We start from the raw sequence: 19,091 nt of genomic DNA, 5'->3' as shown, positions 1-19,091 counted from the left end.
CACCCAGTATGTGCACTAAAGTTTTTCTATTTTTTGCCGCTATGATTCAGGAGAGATGGCCTACCAGCTATGAAACCTATAGAGAGTGACATGAACATCAAACCCACCAGAGCTGACCTGAACCAGGGTTCGCAGCGAGCTGGCAGCACATCCGAAAAATCACGCACCGATTCCCGGGACGGCGCATCGTCCACAGGGCAAAACGATAGCGTCACACTGACCTCTGCAGCAACGGAAATGCTAAAGCTGGAAGCAAGCCTGTCCCAAATCCCTGACATTGACAGCCAGCAGGTCAATGCGATTAAAACGGCGATAGCCGATGGCCAGTATCAGATTGATACTGACAAAATTGTCAAAAAGCTGCTGCAAACCGAGCGGGACCTTTTATAACTTATGGATCACGGGTTATAGCTTATGGATCACGAGCCGGAAAAGAATTTCGCCAACTTGCTGGTTTCAGAGCTAAACCAATTGTCTTTATTGCTTGATGTTCTGACAAGAGAAACCGAAGCGCTCCTCTCAACCGATATTAGTGAGATCGAGGCTCTTACCGGGGAGAAAAACCGGTTGTTGGACTCCCAGCGCCATGCAACCCATGCCCGGGAACAATTCATGCAGAAAATGACTGGAAGCAAGGGCCGGGAGGGTATGGAAAAATTGGCCTCGGATAGCATCAACCCAAAACCCTTAATGGCCACCATTAACGATCTAAACGACCTGGCAACACGCTGCCAGGAGATAAACCGCCACAACGGCAAGCTCATTCTAAAACAACAGCGTTATGCCACCAGCGCACTCAACATTCTGCGTCAGGAAAATACCACACCCACCTACTCCAACCAGGGGGATAAGGTTTCGGCCACCAGCACACGCTCATTCGGAAAAGCCTGAGCTAATGGACACCCGGACAATGACTGACACCGTTTTTTCAGCGGATTCAATTACCGCTCTGCTGAAAAATTTTAAGCAGGCCCGGCTGCCACTACAGGTGGGATTCGGCAAAAAGAATGTTACTCACACCTCCTATCTGGTCAGCATGGCAGACAACTGGTTGCATATAGACCAGCTGATCCCCAGGGAAGGCAACAAACAACTCAAACCTGGCGACGACCTGACGATACGGGTGAGCCATGGCGGCACCCTTTACCAATTCAAATCCAGACATCTGTCCCCGACCATTGAGGAAGACGGCTTTCCCTGTCACAAGATCGCCTTCCCCCAACAGCTTGATTTTTCAGAGCAACGCACCAGCTTCAGGGTGCCGATACGAAGGGACCAGGCACCCTCGGTTAACATATTGACCCACGACGGACAAAGGCTTTGTGCGCAGCTCGAAAACATTTCAGATAACGGTCTCTGCATCAGATTGCATGTGCCTCAAACGATCAGCGATACACAACTCGTTCATTGCGAAATCAACTTTACTGACTTCGAACCCTTATCACTCGACGCTCAGGTCAGGCACAATAAAGCCGCCCCGCAGGTACCAGCCAGCAGAATTGGTATGGAGTTCAGCTCACTATCCAGTTTGACTCGCAAACAACTCAGCCAATGGTTGATGAAATTGCAGCGGCATCATATCCGCACTGGTCTGCCGGCCTGAAAACCGTCAATTTTCCGTCTACGTGACAACCAAAAAAGGCAAATAAATAAACTCGCCATTTATTTGTCAAAAAATATATGATGCATCATAATGCTTTTTTGGTTGTCTCATACGCACTATCCATCAGAATTTGAGCCACTCTTCATTCGGCTTATAAAGACATGGACACACATGTTTTATGGAAAAAGTAATACCGATAAACACCTCGCAAAACGCAGTGAAATCTGCGGCGGATCGCCCGCCCAAAAACCAACTATCTAATCAATTGATCTCCGACAAAAACCAGTTGAGGCTTCACCAAAAGCTTCAGGGTTCACTTGATCTCGGCTCCCTGATCAATCACTTTTTCGTTTGGTTAAGTGAGCAACAACCCTTGGGTAGCGTTGAATACGTTTATCCTGATGAGGATATCTCTCTTTTATCGGGGTCACTGCGGGTTCACCAAGCCCACTACACTTTGCGACTACAAAAACGTTATCTGGGGGAATTGGCCATCAGTAGCCAAAAACGCTTCTCTGAACAGGATCTGTTTGTTCATGAACAAAGTATTGGTTGCCTTGCTCACTATCTGAAAAATGCCCTCGATTTCCGGGCAATGGAAAAAATGGCCTTCTATGATGCATTGACTGGTGTCATGAACAGAAAATCACTTGACGAACTACTACCCAAAGAAACCAAACGAGCCGAGCGGCATGGTTACGACCTGTCAGTCATGATGATTGATATTGATAATTTCAAAATAATCAACGATCAGGTCGGTCATATCGGCGGCGACCAGATATTAAAACACGCATCAAAGGCCATCAGGCAGGTACTGCGTATTTCGGATCTCCCCTTTCGTTTTGGGGGAGATGAATTTGTGCTGATATTACCTAACACAGACCTTGTTGGTGCCCGCAGTGCCGCAAAACAGATCATGTCATCCCTAGGCAACACGGCTGTTGAAATAAACAACCACAGCATTACGCCGAGAGTCAGTATTGGTTTGGCCTCATATCGTCATGGAGAGCATCACGAAGAGCTCATAAGACGATCTGATCAGGCACTATACGATGCAAAAAAGAACGGCCGGAATTGCATTTGTTGATTCTTCCTTCGTTAATTATAAATTAACGATACCAGTAGCTGATCAGATTCAGGAAGTGTTTTTCTCATCCACTCTGATAAAGCAATGTAAACCACACATTGTCAGCATGTGTTACCATGTGTACCCTGCCAAACTGTTTTAATTACCTCTTTAGCACTCAATGAGATCACACTGGCATCTCATAGGGAGCAAACGTCTACCCACTGCCCCCATAAAGTTAGAAGGCAAAGAAATATTGTGAAAGGGGAAAACCTGGACAAAAGGAAATTTAGCGGAAACCGGGTCATTGCCAGATGTGAGATAACCCTCAAGAATCTGGACCCATTCGCTTTTCATGAGGCCACCAAGTCTGGCCATATGGTGTTAAACATCAGGGGTGGTTGCCTCTATCTGAATGAAGGGGCAACGGAAAAAGTTCTGGAGAAAATGTTTCCCGATGGCAAGAACACTGTGTTTAAGGAAATCAGACTATTTTCCGGTTTGAATGACGTAATTATCATCAAAAACATCAAAGCTGCTTTTCTCAGAATCCGGCGGGGTAAAAAAAGAGCGGGCATAGTTGTCCGCTTTGTAGATATTTCAGAAGAGCACCTCGATGAGCTCAGCAGCCTCATCAATCGTCTCCCCTTAATTGAGGGTGACGAAGAAGCAGCACTTCCCTCCGAAAATGCCATTAAGCCAACCTAGCCCGATATCTTGGCTGGTGTGACATGGTTCTAATCACTATTGGCGGCCCACCCCATTCTGTTCAGACGTTACAAGCCAACACCTCTCCAAACCCCTACCCCGGGGACCTTATGATAAGAGAAATGGCGATAGTAGTGAGGAAGGTCTCAGATCAGGCAACCTGGACCGGAATAGTATTTGACGCCCGAACAATTTTGTTGCATTCGTCCAGATAAACCAGTTTAGGCTTGTGCCGAATCAACTCTTCTTCGGTATATTGGGCATAGGTGGCGATAATCAAACGATCACCGACCTGACACTTGCGAGCTGCGGCACCATTCACAGAAATAATACCGGAGCCATGTTCTGCACAAATAATGTAGGTAGTGAACCGTTCACCGTTGTTCACATTGTAGATATCGATCTGTTCAAACTCTCTCAGCCCCGCCATCTCCAGCAGGTTGGCATCAATAGCACAAGAACCGTCGTACCAGAGCTCCGCATGGGTAACGCTGGCCATATGAAGTTTGCCTTTAAGCATGGTGTTCAGCATAAAGCGATTCCTCTAGTTCAGGGAAATATTATCAATTAAGCGGGCGCCGGACGTGTACATGGCGCCAAGAACAGTAATGTCCCGATCGTCATCTGCCGCCATTTGCAGTGTCTTGCTATTGCAGACACTGATGTAGTCAGCTCTGAAACCAACGTCCTCAATCTGTTCGCTGGCCTGTTTTTCAAGAGTCTTGTAATCGCGATTACCCGCGTTTATCTGGCTCACAATCCAGTTGAGGCTGAGATACAGCTGATTGGCTTTGGGCCGCTCCTCAGGCGTCAAAAAACTGTTCCGGGAGCTCATTGCCAGGCCATCCGGTTCACGGTGAATCGGTGCCCCGGTAATCACAACAGGGACACAGAGATCTTCTGTCATACGACGGATCACGGCCAGCTGCTGGAAATCCTTCATCCCGAAAACGGCCTCATCCGGTTGTACGATGTTGAACAGCTTGGTCACCACGGTGGTGACGCCCTCAAAGTGCCCCGGACGACTGGCACCACAGAGAACATCTGTCATGGTCGGACAAATCACCCGGGTTTGAGTATCAAGTCCATTGGGATACATTTCCTGATCATTGGGATGAAATAGAAAATCACAACCGGCGTCGCGCAAACGACCAGAGTCAGCTTCAAGCGTACGGGGGTATTTATCCCAATCCTCGTTGAGACCGAACTGCAGCCCGTTGACGAAGATGGAACAGACCACAACATCATTGGTCTGCTGTGCCTGTTTGATCAATGCAATATGTGCATCATGCAAATTCCCCATAGTCGGTACAAAGCCGATTCGCTTTCCTGTGCTCCTCGCCGCTACCAGTGACTGGCGAAGGCCATTTACCGTATGAAAAATCTGCATAATCTATCCGGAAAAAGTATGTAGAAACAAAACCGCTCAGTCCTGAGCAAAATAATCTCTGGCAAGATTTTCAAAGCGGGTGTATTTGCCAAGAAAGGTCAGTTTACAGGTGCCTATAGGGCCATTCCTCTGCTTGCCAATGATGATTTCAGCCACGCCCTTGTCGGGACTCTCTTCATTGTAGACTTCGTCGCGGTAGATAAAGACGACCACATCGGCATCCTGCTCAATGGCACCGGATTCACGCAGGTCCGAATTGATCGGGCGCTTGTTGGGGCGGTTCTCAAGGTTACGGCTGAGCTGGGACAGGGCAATCACCGGACAGTTGAATTCCCGGGCAATATTTTTCAGTTCCCGGGATATCTGCGAGATCTCATTGGTCCGATTTTCGGTGGCGATACTACCACTCATCAACTGCAGATAATCCACCAATATCATGCCGGGCTGACCGTGTTCACGGGTCACCTGTCTGACCCGATTACGCAGCTCCATGGGAGTGATACCCGGTGTGTCGTCGATGAACAGCGGTCGATCCTTCAGGCGGGAGGCCGCACTGGATAATCGTGGCCAATCATCTTCTGACAGGTTACCGGCCCGCAATTTTGTTTGATCAATCTTGCCGAGGGAGGACATCATTCGCATAATCAGCTGGCTGGCTGGCATCTCCATGCTAAAGACCAGCACCGGCTTTTCCTGATGCAACACCGCGTGCTCTGCCATGTTCATGGCAAACGAAGTCTTACCCATTGAAGGTCGACCTGCAACAATCACCAAATCCGATGGCTGCCAGCCCGATGTTTTCTCATCAAGATCGGCAAACCCGGTGCTCAACCCGGTAATGTCAGCATCGCTGTTGAAAAGCTGGTCAATACGTTCAACCACTTCTTTGAGCAGCTCATTAACCGATAAAAATCCGCCCTGGTTGGGCCGACTTTCGATAATCGCAACCAGTCTTTTTTCTGCCTCGGCCAGCAGCTTGTTGCTGTCCCAACCCAGCGGGTTGTAGCCTTTTTTGACGATATCACTGGCAGCAGTAATCAGCTGCCGGATAATGGAGCGCTCCAGCACGATTTGTGCGTAAGCATTGATATTTGCAGAACTGGGGGTATTGTTCGACAACTCAACCAGATAGGAGGAACCGCCTATCTGATCCAGCTGTCGGTTATTCTGCAGGGCTTCGGAGAGAGTAATGATATCCAGCGGCTTCTGCTCGGCATTGAGCTGTCGCATGGTCTGAAAAATCAGTTGGTGATCGCTGGCAAAAAAGTCTTTGTCGGATATCAGAGAAGCAACGGCATCAAAGCCACTATTGCTGAGCATCAGGCCACCAAGAACCGCCTGTTCCGCTTCAATTGAATGCGGCAGCTGTTGCTCCAGTGCTTCTCTGTCTTCAACCATCTGACCCATCACCCGCCAACACGGAAACGGCACTGCCACGAGAAATGGAGTGCCGTGTTGTTACCAATTATGCTATCGCCTGAAACTGCCGATTTACTCAGCGACAACAGACAATTTAATCGGCTGGGTTACCTCAGCATGCAGTTGAATATCAATTTCATATTCACCAATTTCACGCAGGGCCCCTTCAGGCAGCTTCACTTCGCTTTTGCTCACCTCGACACCGGCGGCAGTCACTGCATCCGCAATGTCGCGCGTACCGATGGAGCCAAACAATTTGCCTTCATCACCTGAATTGGCGGCAATAACAATGGCTGGCAATGCAGCCAGTTGTTGGCCACGGGCTTCAGCAGCCGTGCGCTGTTCCAGCGCGGCAGCTTCCAGCTCGGCACGCTTGGCCTCGAACTCTGCCATATTGGCGCTAGTGGCAAACACGGCTTTATTTTTTGGAATAAGATAGTTGCGGCCATAACCGGCCTTAACATTTACTTTGTCACCAATGCTGCCAAGCTTGCCGACTTTTTCCAGAAGAATCACTTCCATCTCGAATACCCTCTCACTATTAATCTGTAGACACCACCGGTTGGGAAACTAATTTTTACCCTTCACCAGTCTGGTGCGTATGTTCAAGATACTGTCCAGCAAACCCAACCCGACAAGTACCAAACTCAGTGGACCGATAATCACCAGCCCCACGTAAAAAACTGCCAGCCAGTGCACGCCGATCTGGTAATACGCCACAGTAAAGTGAACCAGACCAATGCCCCCAAGAAACAAAGGCAATCCCAGCAATCCCGCCCAGCTGCCATACTCCTGAGGAGCCAGGTAACAGGCTGTCACACCCACAACCAGTGACAGCGCCACCGCGGGAGAAAAGCGCAATTGATGAAACTCCCGCTGGAAACCTCCCTGGTTATACAGCGAGGCCTGCCACCAACGTGCCAGCACTAGGCAGGCTACTGATGTCAGCGCTACCACATAAGCAATGACACCGAGCAAAAAAGTACGTCCCGGCTGAAATGGTGCAGCACCGGTTTCACTTTGCTCCTGCAGTTGACTGAACATGCCGGCCACAAGCGTTTCCAACTCACGGGCCGAATCGCTAAAAAGCAGATTGAGAACCACACTGCCAACTGCACTTACAAACACCAAAACCAAGAGCGTTCGCGACCAGGACTGTGTCTGTCTCAACACCGCCGATGATACCAAAACCGCCACCATGCCTGCCGAAGTGGCCAGGGTTATCATGGGACTGACGCCACTGACGTAAAATGCAATCAGCAGTGGCAGGCAGCCCCACAACAAAATCAGAGCACCCTCAGCGAACCCTTTACTCAGGGTAACAAGGCTCACCGCAGCCGGACTGAGCAGCGGCAACAGGCTGCCAAAAAAGGCCACCACCGACGCCTGTATCCGACCGCGCATGATGTACTGAGCCAGTGCCCGCATCAGCTGGAGCTACGAATTACTGGTGGCTGTCCGTGTAAGGCAGTAATGCCAGTAAGCGCGCGCGCTTGATAGCAGTGGACAGCTGACGCTGATACTTGGCCTTGGTACCGGTAATACGACTAGGCACAATTTTTCCAGTTTCAGAGACATACTGCTTCAGTGTTTCCAGATCTTTATAATCGATTTCTGGAGCACCTTCGGCACTGAAACGGCAGAATTTACGACGACGATTGAAACGGGCCATCTTTACTTCTCCTCTTCCACTACTTCTTCTGACGGCGCATCGTCTGCATCATCGACAAAAGACGTGTCATCATCGTTGTCTGAACTATCAGCGGATGGGGAACGTTGTCCCTCATCAGTGCGCTGACTGTCAGATGCCGCTTCTTCGGTACGGGTATCGCGACGATCGCTGCGGTGATCTGACTTCTCCGCTTTCATGATCGGCGAGTCACCCGTCACAGCTTCATTGCAGCTGAAGATTGCGCTGCGGATAACAGCATCGTTGTAACGGAATGCAGAACTCAGCTCATCCAGAACATCCTGACCACATTCAATATTCATCAGGACATAGTGAGCTTTGTGGATCTTGTTTATTGGATAGGCCAGTTGGCGGCGGCCCCAGTCCTCGAGTCGATGTACCGTTCCGTTGCCGGCGGCAATGGTGCTGTTGTAACGCTCGATCATCCCGGGAACCTGTTCGCTCTGGTCCGGGTGAACCATAAATACGATTTCGTAGTGACGCATTGTCTCTCCCTACGGGTTATAGCTGCCCACCCAGTGCGGTGCAGCAAGGAGTATTGGCCAGATACAGGCCAAGGGCGGGCATTCTACGGGTATGCCACTGCTATTTCAAGCGACATTTCAGGGAGTTACAGGGTTGGAACTGTCCATTTTAGCCGTTATGATTGACAGCTCACCTTCCCCATTTACCGAGGAAAAAACATGAAAACGATAGGCCTGTTAGCCATTGTACTGTTTACACTGTCCAGTGTTGGCTGCACCAAGGTGGGTAGTGAAGCCTGGTGTACCAAAATGAAAGATACGCCCAAAGGTGACTGGACGGCCAACGAAGCCGCCGACTTCGCAAAACACTGTATTATCAAATAAATACACGGGGGCCGTCAGGCAGTGCTGGCAAGGTGTCATCGGCGTTGCCTGACGGCCTCAAACAGGCAAATGCCCGTCGCAACAGACACATTCAGACTGCTGACCACACCCGCCATGGGCAGTTTTACCAACAGGTCGCAATATTCCCGGGTCAGTCGTCGCAGGCCTTTTTCCTCGGCACCCATGACCAACGCGACAGGCCCTTTCAGGTCAGTATTGTAAACCAGCTGTTCGGCTTCTCCCGCCGCACCGATAATCCACAATCCCCTCGCCTGCAACTTCCTCAGGGTCCGTGCCAGGTTGGTCACTACCACCAGTGGCACGTTTTCAGCGGCACCGGAGGCGACTTTTTGCACAACCGGGGTGAGGCCCACCGAGTTGTCCTTTGGCACGATCACAGCCTGAACCCCAGCGGCATCAGCAGAACGGAGACAGGCACCCAGATTGTGGGGATCGGTGATACCGTCCAGAATCAGCAAGAAAGGCGTTTCCTCTGACTGATCAAGTAGTTCATAGAGGAAATGTTCATCCTGAACTTCAGCATCATCACAGAGTGCTGCAACACCCTGATGCGAGCCGTCTGCCAGGTCATCCAGATCCGAGCGCATCACCCGCTCCACACTGAGTCCCTGGCGCTCGGCCATGGCCAGTATTTTTTGCAGGCGCTGGTCTTCGCGGCCGCGCAACACTTTTAACTGCCGCACCTTGTTGGCAGAGGTTTTCAACACGGCCTGGACCGCATGTAATCCAAAGATCCACTGACCCTGCCCCTTGGCATGGTCCGCCAGCTTATCTGTCATGATCAGTACTCATCAGAGGCTACACAAGCTGCATCAGCGTTTTGCAGCTGGTGCCTTGCGTCGCCGGGGTTTCTGCTGCTTACCGGTTTTATCCGTTTTTGTAGCGGACTTGCCCGACCTGGATTTCCCGGTTTTTCCGCGCTTTCTTGCGGACTGTTCGTGTTCTGCTGCCAGCGCTGCAGCTTTAGGGCCTGCGGAGGTCGCTTTCCTGCCTTTTTTACCTTCTTCCACCAGATCAAAATCGATCTTGCGTTCATCCAGTGCCACCCGACTGACCCTGACCCGCAATTTGTCACCCAGCCGGAACACCCGCTTGGTTCGCTCCCCCACCAGGCGGTGGTGGGCGGCTTCGTGGTAGTAGTAATCCTTTGGCAACCCGGTGATATGAACAAGGCCTTCAATAAACAGCTCGGTCAGCTGTACAAACAAACCGAAACCGGTCACCGAAACCACAACGCCTTCGTATTCATCACCGACCCTGGACAACAGGTATTCGCACTTCAGCCAATTCACCACATCGCGGGTCGCTTCATCGGCGCGACGCTCCGTCATGGAGCAGTGTTCACCGCTGTTGATCATCCACTGCTCATCATAGGGATAAATCGATTGAGCATTCAGGACAGGAGCCCCTTCCACTTGCCTGGTGTGGCTCACTTTACCTTTTTTGCGAATGAGATAGCGAAGCGCCCGATGCACCAGCAGGTCGGGATAGCGCCGGATTGGGGAGGTAAAGTGGGCATAAGCAGAATAATTCAAACCGAAGTGACCGTCATTCTCGGGATCATAAACGGCCTGATTCATAGTGCGCAGAATAACTGTCTGAATCACGCCGGCATCGGGGCGACCGGCAATTTTTAACAGTACCTGCTGGAAATCCTTTGGCGAAGGCTCGTCACCACCCGGTAAACCGAGGCCGATCTCACCCAGAAACTCACGGAGGTTAGCCAGCTTCTCTTGCCGGGGCCGCTGGTGAACCCGGTAAAGTGCCGGCAGTTTGCTTTTCTCAAGCAGTGTCGCCGTGCAGACGTTGGCACAGAGCATACACTCCTCAATCAGCCGGTGTGCCTCGGTGCGCTCAGAGGGGATGATCTGCTGAATTTTGCGCTCGGCATCAAACAGAATGCGGGTTTCCTGACTATCAAAGTCGATAGCGCCACGGATCTCCCGACGACCCAACAGAGCGAGAAACAGGTCATAGAGGTGATCAACGTGCTCCACCACTGCGTTAAACTGCTTGCGAATACCACTATTCTGGTCGCCGTGCTGGGCAATCATGGCAGCAACCTGGGTATAGGTCAGCCGGCTGTGGGAATAAATGACCCCTTCATAAAACTGGAATTTAGTGATCTGACCGTCGGCATCCATGGTCATTTCACAAACCATGGTGAGTCGATCCACCTGGGGATTCAGTGAACAGAGGCCGTTGGAGAGCTTTTCCGGTAACATCGGTACCACATGCTGGGGAAAATACACGGAATTGCCCCGCAAGTAGGCCTCCTCGTCCAGCGGGCTGCCCACAGCCACATAATGTGAGACATCGGCAATCGCCACATAGAGCCGCCAGCCGCCGCGACTGAGCGGTTCGCAGTACACGGCATCATCAAAGTCCCTGGCATCCTCGCCGTCGATCGTGACAAAGGGCAGGTGGCGCAAATCCACCCGGAACTGTTTGTCCTCTTCCCGGACCTCAGCCGGGATGGCCTCGGCCTGATCGATCACTGCTTGCGGCCATTGATTGGGAATACCGTAATTATGAATGGAAATATCAATCTCCATCCCGGGCGCCAGATGCTCACCCAGCACCTGAATAACCCGCCCGGCTGGCAGATTGTGGCGGCTCGGATGGGTCGTGATTTCCACCACCACAATCTGGCCTGGCTCAATATCGCTGCGTTGGTCGGGGGGAATCATGATGTCTTGGGAGACACGGGGGTTGTCCGGGCGAACAAAATGGATACCGCTCTCCACAAAATAACGACCCACCAGTGTACTGGTACGGTGCTCTACCACCTCGACGATGGACCCTTCCGAGCGGCCCCGGCGATCCACCCCCGCCACACGCACCAGCACCTCATCACCATCCATGACACGGCGCATCTGGCGGCTAGATAGAAACAGATCGTCACCGCCCTCGGCGGGTTTAACAAAGCCAAACCCCTCCGGGTGACCAATAACACGGCCCTTGATGAGATTCATCTTGTTCAACGGGCCATAGGCGTTGCGGCGATTGCGAACGGCCTGACCATCCCGCTCCATGGCGATCAAACGGCGGCGCAGCGCCTCCTTGCCATCCTCATCGCTCAGGCCAAATGCATCGAGAAGCTCTTCATAGGTCAGAGGCCCAACACTGTTTTCGAGGAAATCGAGAATAAACTCCCGGCTGGGCACCGGCTTGTCGTATTTAGCCGCTTCACGGTCAGCAAAGGGATCTTTGTTCACAGTTTTTTTCATTGGAAGTCCAAACGTAAGAAGTGTACTACCGACGCCACAGAGGAAATCGGCAAAAGTATATAAATATCAGAACATACTTGTCCGGAACTCTCCACGGCTTTTTTCAGCAACCGGCTTTAAGCGTAGCTCGGTGCTGACCAGAACAATCATTACTGCTTTTCAATGCATTTTTTTACCGTACATAATTGACAACAGTGGATACCGTCTCTATAGTCTCGCACCGCTGGTGAAGCAGCTTCTGCTTCCCATCATGCCCAGGTGGCGGAACTGGTAGACGCGCTAGCTTCAGGTGCTAGTGACCGCAAGGTCGTGGAGGTTCAAGTCCTCTCCTGGGCACCATTTCAAAAAACGTCGAAAGACCACAAGAGACCATTTAAGGGATTGATTCTTAAATGATTTTTTTGTCAACCAATCCCATTTCCAGATACCAGCAGCAACATACTGCCTGCAAACCATCCCTTGAATCCCCCCTCGACTTCCATACGCTTGATTATAAATATGGCAAAGCTATAATCGAGTTGATTGCACAGACTGCTTTTAACAGGAAGCTGTGAAGAAAATGCATTTCTCTCCCAGAACACACCACGTAGCCTTTCCCTCCTAACCGAGCGTGATTGATTAGTCACGCTCGGCCCCCTGTTCTATCCAAAAATCTAACCGTTATGCCCTGGTCAAAAACCCAGGGCACCTAAGCTATTGGTGTGCAAAATGAATATTAAGTACTTGTCAGACATCCGTAATTTTATCGGAAAACTGATAGACCCAGTGGAGAGGAATAAAACATTCTACCCCTTGACGCTAAGTCCGGTTGAAATTGCCAACGTGATTGATAAATTGGAGGGCATCTATGACTCACCTCCCAACACACCCCGCGATGGCAACATCATCGCAATAGAATCAAGCATCAACCTCATCGATATGCTCGATGGCAGTAAAACGACTATCACCGTTGTGCTGCCTGGTGATAGCGATCCATCGCAAGGAAAAATCTCCGTTCTTTCCCCTTTGGGCTCTGCCCTACTAGGTAAAAAACACGGCGAAACCATAACCTTCTTCGTCGGAAACCGTATGAATCGTTTTCAAATTTTGGCTGTAGCGTAAAAATTTTCACAGATCTGGAGGGAAATAATCATGCAGTCTTTTACATGCCGCTCATAGTTGAGAATAAACAGCCAAGCTAAGTTTTTATTTTCCTCTATCGCCCTATGCGGCAGTCACTTTTTGCTTATATTCGATCAACAGAACAATGGAGACTGACATGAGTAAGAACAAAGTGAGTAAGAGCAAAATTCAAGCGGGCAGCAAAAAACCGCCCCTAAAAACGATTAAAGAAAAACGTAAAGAAAAGAAAACCATCTCAAGTATTTAACTGGTAGCGAGCAGGGGTGCCAGGCACCCCTGCTCTACCTTTTTCCTGTCTCAGCCAAAAAAGTGTCTGTAATACTCCCTTGTTATTTTCCAAAGTTAACAGCAATCGTCAAAATTGCTTGTAACAAAACCCTTCATTGCCCATCTTATTGATATTGCTGAATCACAAGTTTGTGGCAGTCCAGCGACTGGCCTCAAACTAGCCTGAACTCAAACACTGAAAGGAATGCCCTGTGTATAGAACCACCAAGAAGCTGATGATTGTCGCCGCTGTGGTTATCGCGATGGCAGCGTATTTCTTCCTCGATCTCGGGCGATATCTGAGTCTGGCTTACTTGCAACAACAACTGGACATCATTCACAGCTTCTATGCGGAAAACCGGCTGTTGAGCTGGCTGATTTTTCTGGTGGTGTATGTGGTCGTGACTGCGCTGTCGATCCCCGGCGCTGCCGTCATGACGTTGGCGGGCGGTGCTATTTTCGGGTTTGTCACCGGGTTGTTGCTTGTCTCCTTCGCTTCGGCCATGGGTGCCACCCTGGCCTTTCTGGTGGCCCGTTACCTGTTGCGGGATTGGGTGCAGCAGCGTTTTGGCGACCGCCTGAAAACCATCAACCAGGGCATAGAAAAAGACGGTGCCTTTTATTTGTTTACCCTGCGGCTGGTGCCGGTCTTTCCATTCTTTCTGATCAACCTGGTGATGGCGCTGACGCCTCTGAAAACCTGGACATTCTACTGGGTCAGTCAGGTGGGAATGCTGGCGGGCACCGCCGTCTATATCAACGCCGGCACCCAGGTGGCACAACTGCAAAGCGCCGGGGATATTCTCTCCCCCGGGCTGATCGGTGCCTTTGTTCTGCTTGGACTGTTCCCCTGGATTGCCCGCGCCCTACTCGCACCCCTACAGCGCACGAAGGTCTATCGCGGCTGGAAAAAGCCAAAACATTTTGACCGCAATCTCATTATTATCGGCGCCGGCTCCGGTGGACTTGTGAGCGCTTATATCGCCGCCACCGTCAAGGCTAGCGTCACCCTGGTGGAAAAAGATCGCATGGGCGGCGACTGCCTTAACACCGGCTGTGTGCCGTCCAAAGCCCTGATCAAAAGTGCCCAGGTGGCCTCAATAGCCAGCCACAGCCGGGACTACGGCCTTATGCCGCTGCAACCGGAAGCCGATTTCAGCGCGGTAATGGATCGTATTCAGAGGGTGATCAAGGCCATCGAACCCCACGATTCGATTGAACGTTACCGCCTGCTGGGGGTAGATTGCCGCGAGGGCAGCGCGCGACTGGTTTCCCCCTGGGCGGTGGAAATTACCAGCAACGAAGGAAAACAAACCCTGACCGCGCGCAATATTATTATCGCCTCCGGTGCTGCCCCATTGGTGCCGCCCTTTCCAGGGCTGGAACAGATTGATTACCTGACCACCGAGACCCTGTGGAAAATCCGCGACAACCCGGGCCGCCTGTTGATTCTCGGTGGCGGCCCCATCGGCTGTGAACTGGCCCAAGCCTTTGCCCGCCTCGGCACCTCTGTCACCCAAGTGGAAATGCTGCCGCGTATTTTACCCCGGGAAGATGACGATGCCGCCAAGCTGGTGGCCGATGCTCTGCGCCAGGATGGTGTCGAACTGTTGCTAGGCCACAAGGCGGATTGCTTCGCGGTAGAAGGTGGCGACAAAATACTCTATACCCAACACCAGGGTGAAAGTGTGCGCCTGGTGTTTGACCAGATTCTGATCGCCATCGGCCGCAGAGCCAATACCGACGGACTTGGGCTGAAAGCACTGGGCATAACGATCCATAAAAACGGCACCATTGCCCTCAACGACTTTCTACAGACCCGCTTTCCCAACATTTATGCCGTCGGCGATGTGGCCGGACCCTTCCAGTTCACCCACACCGCCGCCCACCAGGCCTGGTATGCTGCCGTTAATGCACTGTTCTCCCGCTTTAAAAAATTCAGAGTGGATTACTCGGTGATTCCCTGGGCCACCTTTACCAGCCCGGAAGTGGCACGGGTGGGACTGAACGAGCAGGATGCTACTGAACAGGGCGTGGAATTCGAGGTGACCCGCTACAGCATCGACGATCTGGATCGGGCCATTACCGACGGCTGTGCCGAGGGTTTCGTCAAGGTGCTGACCCGACCCGGCTCAGACCGGATACTGGGAGTGACAATTGTCGGCAATCATGCGGGGGATCTGATCGCCGAGTATGTACTGGCGATGAAACACGGACTCGGACTCAATAAAATTCTGGGCACCATCCATATCTATCCCACCCTGGTGGAAGCCAACAAGTTTGCAGCCGGTGAGTGGAAAAAAGCCCATGCACCGCAGGGATTGTTAAAACTGGTGGAGCGTTACCACCGCTGTCAACGCTAGGCATCGGAATCAACAGCTCAGATTTTTCGGCAATGAGGCAACGTGTAATGACAACAGATAGTCTGAATCAACGCGCTGACAGCGGCAGTCTCCTGCTTTCTCCGTTGCGAATACTGGTGCTGTGCACCGGCAATTCCGCCCGGAGTATCATGGCCGAAGCACTGTTTAATACGATCGGCTCCCCGCTTTTCCAGGCATACAGTGCAGGCAGCAAGCCCACCGGGCGGGTAAACCCGCTGGCGTTGGAGCAGATCCAGACACTGGCAGATAGTGCCACAAAGACATACCGCAGCAAGAGCTGGCATGAATTTATCGGCGCTGGGGCACCGGCTTTTGATGTGATATTGACAGTATGCAATAACGCGGCAGCGGAAGACTGTCCACTGCTTGACGGCACCATTGAACACGTGCATTGGGGGCTACCCGACCCGGCGGCAATTCACAATGATCCGGTGGCCGCGAGACGCGCTTTTACCGAGTGCTTTGCCTCACTCAAGAAACGTATTCAAAGCCTGCTGGTTTCAGCAAGCGATTACAACACCTCTGCCAAACACCTTCTCACTGCCATGAAACGCTTTGAATAAAGGCACCTGCCGGGAAACAACAGAGTCAGAAGCGCCGAGCTAAAAACCTATCAGAGGCCGTCACCTATGGTCGAACAGGACGCAGAAAACCCATAAGAGGAAGTTTGATCCCAAATCAGCGGGCGCCCACCGCTTTATCCATAGCTTGCTGACTGGCCAGGTATTCCTCATAGGTGCCCTGAAAATCGATCAGCCGATGGTCCTTGATTTCAATCACCCGGGTCGCGAGGGACGAGACGAACTCGCGGTCGTGGCTGACAAAAATCAGCGTGCCGTCATAGTGCTCCAGCGCCATATTGAGCGCTTCAATCGCCTCGATATCGAGGTGGTTGGTGGGCTCATCAAGAAGCAGCACATTGGCATCGGTCATCATCAGCTTGCCGAACAACAGGCGGTTTTTTTCTCCACCGGAGCAGACTCGGGCTTTCTTGTTGAAATCATCGGCGCTGAACAACAGGCGGCCCAGCGTGGCGCGGACAATCTGATCATCGTGGCGGGGTTTCCGCCACTGGCTCATCCAGTCAAACAGTGTCAGATCAGAATCAAAATCCGCCGTGCTGTCCTGGGGACAATAACCGAGCGCTGCGTTTTCGGACCACTTGATTTTGCCATGATCAGGAGTCAGCTCGTTCATCAGGCATCGCAACAATGTGGTTTTACCGGCACCGTTTTCACCAATAATCGCCAGTCTGGAGCCGGCCTCCAGAATCAGGTTGCCCTTGCTAAACAGCGGTCCGCCATCGAAGCCATGACCGAGATTCTCCAGAATCAGTGACTGGCGATGGAGCTTTTTCTCCTGTTTGAAGCGAATATAGGGGCTCATCCGACTGGAGGCCTTCACTTCATCGAGTTTGATTTTTTCGATCTGCTTGGCTCTGGATGTCGCCTGCTTGGCCTTTGATGCGTTAGCCGAGAAGCGGCTGACGAATTGCTGCAAATCGGCAATCTGGGCAGATTTTTTGGCATTTTCAGAGTGCAGGCGCTCTCTGGCCATGGTCGACGCCGTCATGAAATCATCGTAGTTGCCGGGATAGAGACGCAGTTCGCCATAATCAATATCGGCCATATGCGTACAAATGGCGTTCAGAAAATGGCGGTCGTGGGAAATGATCACCATGGTGCTCTTGCGCTCGTTGAGCACACCTTCCAACCAGCGAATGGTGTTGATATCGAGGTTGTTGGTGGGCTCATCCAGCAACAGGATATCCGGATCGGAAAATAATGCCTGGGCCAACAGGACCCGCAACTTCAGGCCGGGGGGCACATCACTCATCGGACCCTCATGCAGGGCCTCGGCAATACCCGCGCCCAGCAGAAAATCGCCGGCTCTGCTCTCGGCGGTATAACCATCCATTTCGGCAAATCGCGCTTCCAGTTCCGCCACCCTCATGCCATCGGCATCGGTCATTTCTGTCAGGCCGTAGATGCGGTCGCGCTCCTGCTTCACTTCCCAAAGTTCCGCGTGACCCATGATGACCGTGTCGATTACCCGGTATTTTTCGAAGGCAAACTGATCCTGGTGCAGCGTACCAACCCGCTCATTCGGTGTGATGGACACGTTGCCGGCGGTGGGCGTAAGAGTGCCGTCCAGAATCTTCATGAAGGTGGATTTACCACAGCCATTGGCACCGATCAGGCCATAGCGATTACCTTCACCAAATTTAACGGAGATGTTTTCAAACAGCGGCTTGGCACCAAACTGCATGGTGATGTTTGCGGTCGAGATCAAGGGAATATCCTGGGCGCGATAAAACGAAAAAGGTGGTCTAACGAAGGCTGCGGACTATACGCAGTTGTCGGCAATGCGTCGAGGGGTAGCCAAAAATATTTATAAAAAACAATGAGGTTTAATGGTTCTCTGCCATCTCAAACGGGCTGAACAGACACTGCTAACAAACTTACCGTAAATCGGGGTTAATCACTATCTTCTGCATCACGACGACGCTGTTGCCGCTCCTCCTCTTCACTGAGGGCATAGCTGATCACATCCAGAACCTCTGCCACATCGGCCTTTTGCAGATCTTCTGCAAAATAACCGGACAGCGGCACATCGGGATGCAAGTCACCGGCCTCGTATAGCGCCCAGATTTCCTTGCCAAACCGGGTCTCCAGCAATTCGGGAGCGAATTGCGCGTAATACTCGGTAATTTTCTGAACATCGCGCTCCAGCATAAACTCAGCGTGATTATTGGCAGAGGCATCGACTGCCTGAGGCAAATCAATGATTACAGGGCCAGACGCATCCTGCAGCACATTAAACTCGGAGAGGTCACCGTGTACCAGACCGGCACAGAGCATGCGCACCACCTCCCGCATCAGCAAACCATGGTCGGTGATAGCCTGATGGCTGGGCATGGTAATTTCACTGAGTCGCGGCGCCACATCGCCGTCAGCGTCAGTGACCAACTCCATCAGCAACACACCGTCGACACAGCCGAAAGGTTCCGGTACCCGTACCCCGGCAGCAGCCAGCCGATACAAGGCTGATACCTCGGCATTCTGCCAGGTCTCCTCCTGCTGCTCGCGACCGTAGCGAGTGCCCTTTTCCATGGCTCTGGCACGGCGTCCACTGCGCACTTTCCGGCCTTCCTGATACTGCACTGCTTTTTTGAAGCTGCGTTTATCCGCTTCCTTATAGACTTTCGCGCAGCGGAGCTCCCCGCCACTGCGCACCATGTAGACGGTTGCCTCTTTGCCACTCATCATCTGACGGACAACTTCATCTACCAGACCATCGTCAACCAGAGGCTGTAAACGTTTCGGAATTTTCATGGTGCCTT

The 19,091-nt window shown here is 51.8% G+C and carries 20 protein-coding genes and 1 tRNA gene; 10 read left to right on the top strand and 11 right to left on the bottom strand.

Annotated elements, in window-relative coordinates:
* Positions 1-90: 90 nt before the first annotated feature.
* The 5 genes from flgM (at position 91) to U740_RS06830 (ending at position 3,377) form a co-directional block, all read left to right on the top strand.
* Positions 91-390, top strand: a complete 300-nt coding sequence (flgM, locus tag U740_RS06850) for a flagellar biosynthesis anti-sigma factor FlgM (RefSeq protein WP_160172055.1) — start codon at positions 91-93, stop codon at positions 388-390.
* Between the two features lie 24 nt (positions 391-414).
* Positions 415-891, top strand: a complete 477-nt coding sequence (locus U740_RS11835) for a flagella synthesis protein FlgN (protein WP_051921269.1) — start codon at positions 415-417, stop codon at positions 889-891.
* Positions 892-910: 19 nt separating this feature from the next.
* A complete protein-coding gene (locus U740_RS06840) occupies positions 911-1,603 on the top strand; it encodes a flagellar brake protein (protein WP_036859898.1) in 693 nt (230 codons plus the stop codon).
* 178 nt (positions 1,604-1,781) lie between these two features.
* On the top strand, positions 1,782-2,690 hold the full coding sequence (locus tag U740_RS06835; RefSeq protein WP_051921268.1) for a GGDEF domain-containing protein: 909 nt from the start codon (positions 1,782-1,784) through the stop codon (positions 2,688-2,690).
* A gap of 237 nt (positions 2,691-2,927) precedes the next feature.
* Positions 2,928-3,377, top strand: coding sequence for a hypothetical protein (locus tag U740_RS06830; protein ID WP_036859897.1), 450 nt, complete (start codon positions 2,928-2,930; stop codon positions 3,375-3,377).
* 151 nt (positions 3,378-3,528) lie between these two features.
* Here the strand turns inward: U740_RS06830 and panD are convergent, their stop codons facing one another.
* From panD to rpsF, 7 genes are all read right to left on the bottom strand, one after another.
* Entirely contained in the window at positions 3,529-3,909 is a 381-nt protein-coding gene (gene panD / locus U740_RS06825) for an aspartate 1-decarboxylase (RefSeq protein ID WP_036859896.1), read from the bottom strand.
* Between the two features lie 12 nt (positions 3,910-3,921).
* A complete protein-coding gene (gene panC / locus U740_RS06820; RefSeq protein WP_036859895.1) occupies positions 3,922-4,767 on the bottom strand; it encodes a pantoate--beta-alanine ligase in 846 nt (281 codons plus the stop codon).
* Between the two features lie 36 nt (positions 4,768-4,803).
* Positions 4,804-6,174: a replicative DNA helicase gene (gene dnaB, locus U740_RS06815; RefSeq protein ID WP_036859894.1), complete on the bottom strand. Its 1,371-nt coding sequence runs from the start codon at positions 6,172-6,174 to the stop codon at positions 4,804-4,806.
* An 84-nt stretch (positions 6,175-6,258) separates the two neighbouring features.
* Positions 6,259-6,708 (bottom strand): 50S ribosomal protein L9, encoded by a 450-nt coding sequence (gene rplI / locus U740_RS06810; RefSeq protein ID WP_036859893.1) that lies wholly within the window; start codon positions 6,706-6,708, stop codon positions 6,259-6,261.
* Between the two features lie 48 nt (positions 6,709-6,756).
* Positions 6,757-7,614, bottom strand: a complete 858-nt coding sequence (locus U740_RS06805; RefSeq protein WP_036859892.1) for a hypothetical protein — start codon at positions 7,612-7,614, stop codon at positions 6,757-6,759.
* A gap of 16 nt (positions 7,615-7,630) precedes the next feature.
* Positions 7,631-7,858 carry a 30S ribosomal protein S18 gene (rpsR, locus tag U740_RS06800; RefSeq protein WP_036859891.1) on the bottom strand — a complete coding sequence of 76 codons (228 nt, stop codon included), beginning with the start codon at positions 7,856-7,858 and terminating at the stop codon, positions 7,631-7,633.
* A gap of 2 nt (positions 7,859-7,860) precedes the next feature.
* A complete protein-coding gene (gene rpsF, locus U740_RS06795) occupies positions 7,861-8,361 on the bottom strand; it encodes a 30S ribosomal protein S6 (RefSeq protein ID WP_036859890.1) in 501 nt (166 codons plus the stop codon).
* Between the two features lie 198 nt (positions 8,362-8,559).
* On the opposite strand from rpsF, the gene U740_RS12020 reads away from it, so the two are divergent.
* Positions 8,560-8,724: a DUF3012 domain-containing protein gene (locus U740_RS12020; protein WP_081890870.1), complete on the top strand. Its 165-nt coding sequence runs from the start codon at positions 8,560-8,562 to the stop codon at positions 8,722-8,724.
* Positions 8,725-8,759: 35 nt separating this feature from the next.
* Here the strand turns inward: U740_RS12020 and rlmB are convergent, their stop codons facing one another.
* A complete protein-coding gene (gene rlmB / locus U740_RS06790; RefSeq protein WP_051921267.1) occupies positions 8,760-9,524 on the bottom strand; it encodes a 23S rRNA (guanosine(2251)-2'-O)-methyltransferase RlmB in 765 nt (254 codons plus the stop codon).
* A 33-nt stretch (positions 9,525-9,557) separates the two neighbouring features.
* Positions 9,558-11,963 (bottom strand): ribonuclease R, encoded by a 2,406-nt coding sequence (gene rnr, locus U740_RS06785; protein ID WP_327078588.1) that lies wholly within the window; start codon positions 11,961-11,963, stop codon positions 9,558-9,560.
* Between the two features lie 264 nt (positions 11,964-12,227).
* Here rnr and U740_RS06780 point away from each other — a divergent pair.
* The 4 genes from U740_RS06780 (at position 12,228) to U740_RS06765 (ending at position 16,311) form a co-directional block, all read left to right on the top strand.
* Positions 12,228-12,314 (top strand) — tRNA-Leu (locus U740_RS06780).
* Positions 12,315-12,683: 369 nt separating this feature from the next.
* The gene (locus U740_RS11830; RefSeq protein ID WP_051921265.1) at positions 12,684-13,076 is read left to right on the top strand and encodes a GreA/GreB family elongation factor; all 393 of its coding nucleotides are present in this window, start codon (positions 12,684-12,686) and stop codon (positions 13,074-13,076) included.
* A 500-nt stretch (positions 13,077-13,576) separates the two neighbouring features.
* Positions 13,577-15,727: a dihydrolipoyl dehydrogenase family protein gene (locus U740_RS06770; protein ID WP_327078587.1), complete on the top strand. Its 2,151-nt coding sequence runs from the start codon at positions 13,577-13,579 to the stop codon at positions 15,725-15,727.
* A 47-nt stretch (positions 15,728-15,774) separates the two neighbouring features.
* Complete coding sequence (locus U740_RS06765; protein ID WP_081890869.1) at positions 15,775-16,311, top strand: arsenate reductase ArsC; 537 nt, start codon at positions 15,775-15,777, stop codon at positions 16,309-16,311.
* A 115-nt stretch (positions 16,312-16,426) separates the two neighbouring features.
* Here U740_RS06765 and U740_RS06760 read toward each other — a convergent pair whose 3' ends face one another.
* Both U740_RS06760 and U740_RS06755 read right to left on the bottom strand, forming a co-directional pair.
* Positions 16,427-18,040, bottom strand: a complete 1,614-nt coding sequence (locus U740_RS06760) for an ABC-F family ATPase (RefSeq protein ID WP_036859889.1) — start codon at positions 18,038-18,040, stop codon at positions 16,427-16,429.
* Between the two features lie 185 nt (positions 18,041-18,225).
* A complete protein-coding gene (locus tag U740_RS06755; RefSeq protein ID WP_036859888.1) occupies positions 18,226-19,083 on the bottom strand; it encodes a PA4780 family RIO1-like protein kinase in 858 nt (285 codons plus the stop codon).
* Positions 19,084-19,091 lie beyond the last annotated feature (8 nt).

This window comes from Porticoccus hydrocarbonoclasticus MCTG13d, from assembly GCF_000744735.1.
In the GTDB taxonomy this organism is placed as follows: domain Bacteria; phylum Pseudomonadota; class Gammaproteobacteria; order Pseudomonadales; family Porticoccaceae; genus Porticoccus; species Porticoccus hydrocarbonoclasticus.
Note: the sequence above shows the minus strand (reverse complement) of the source record. Positions and strands in the feature narration are given on the sequence as shown.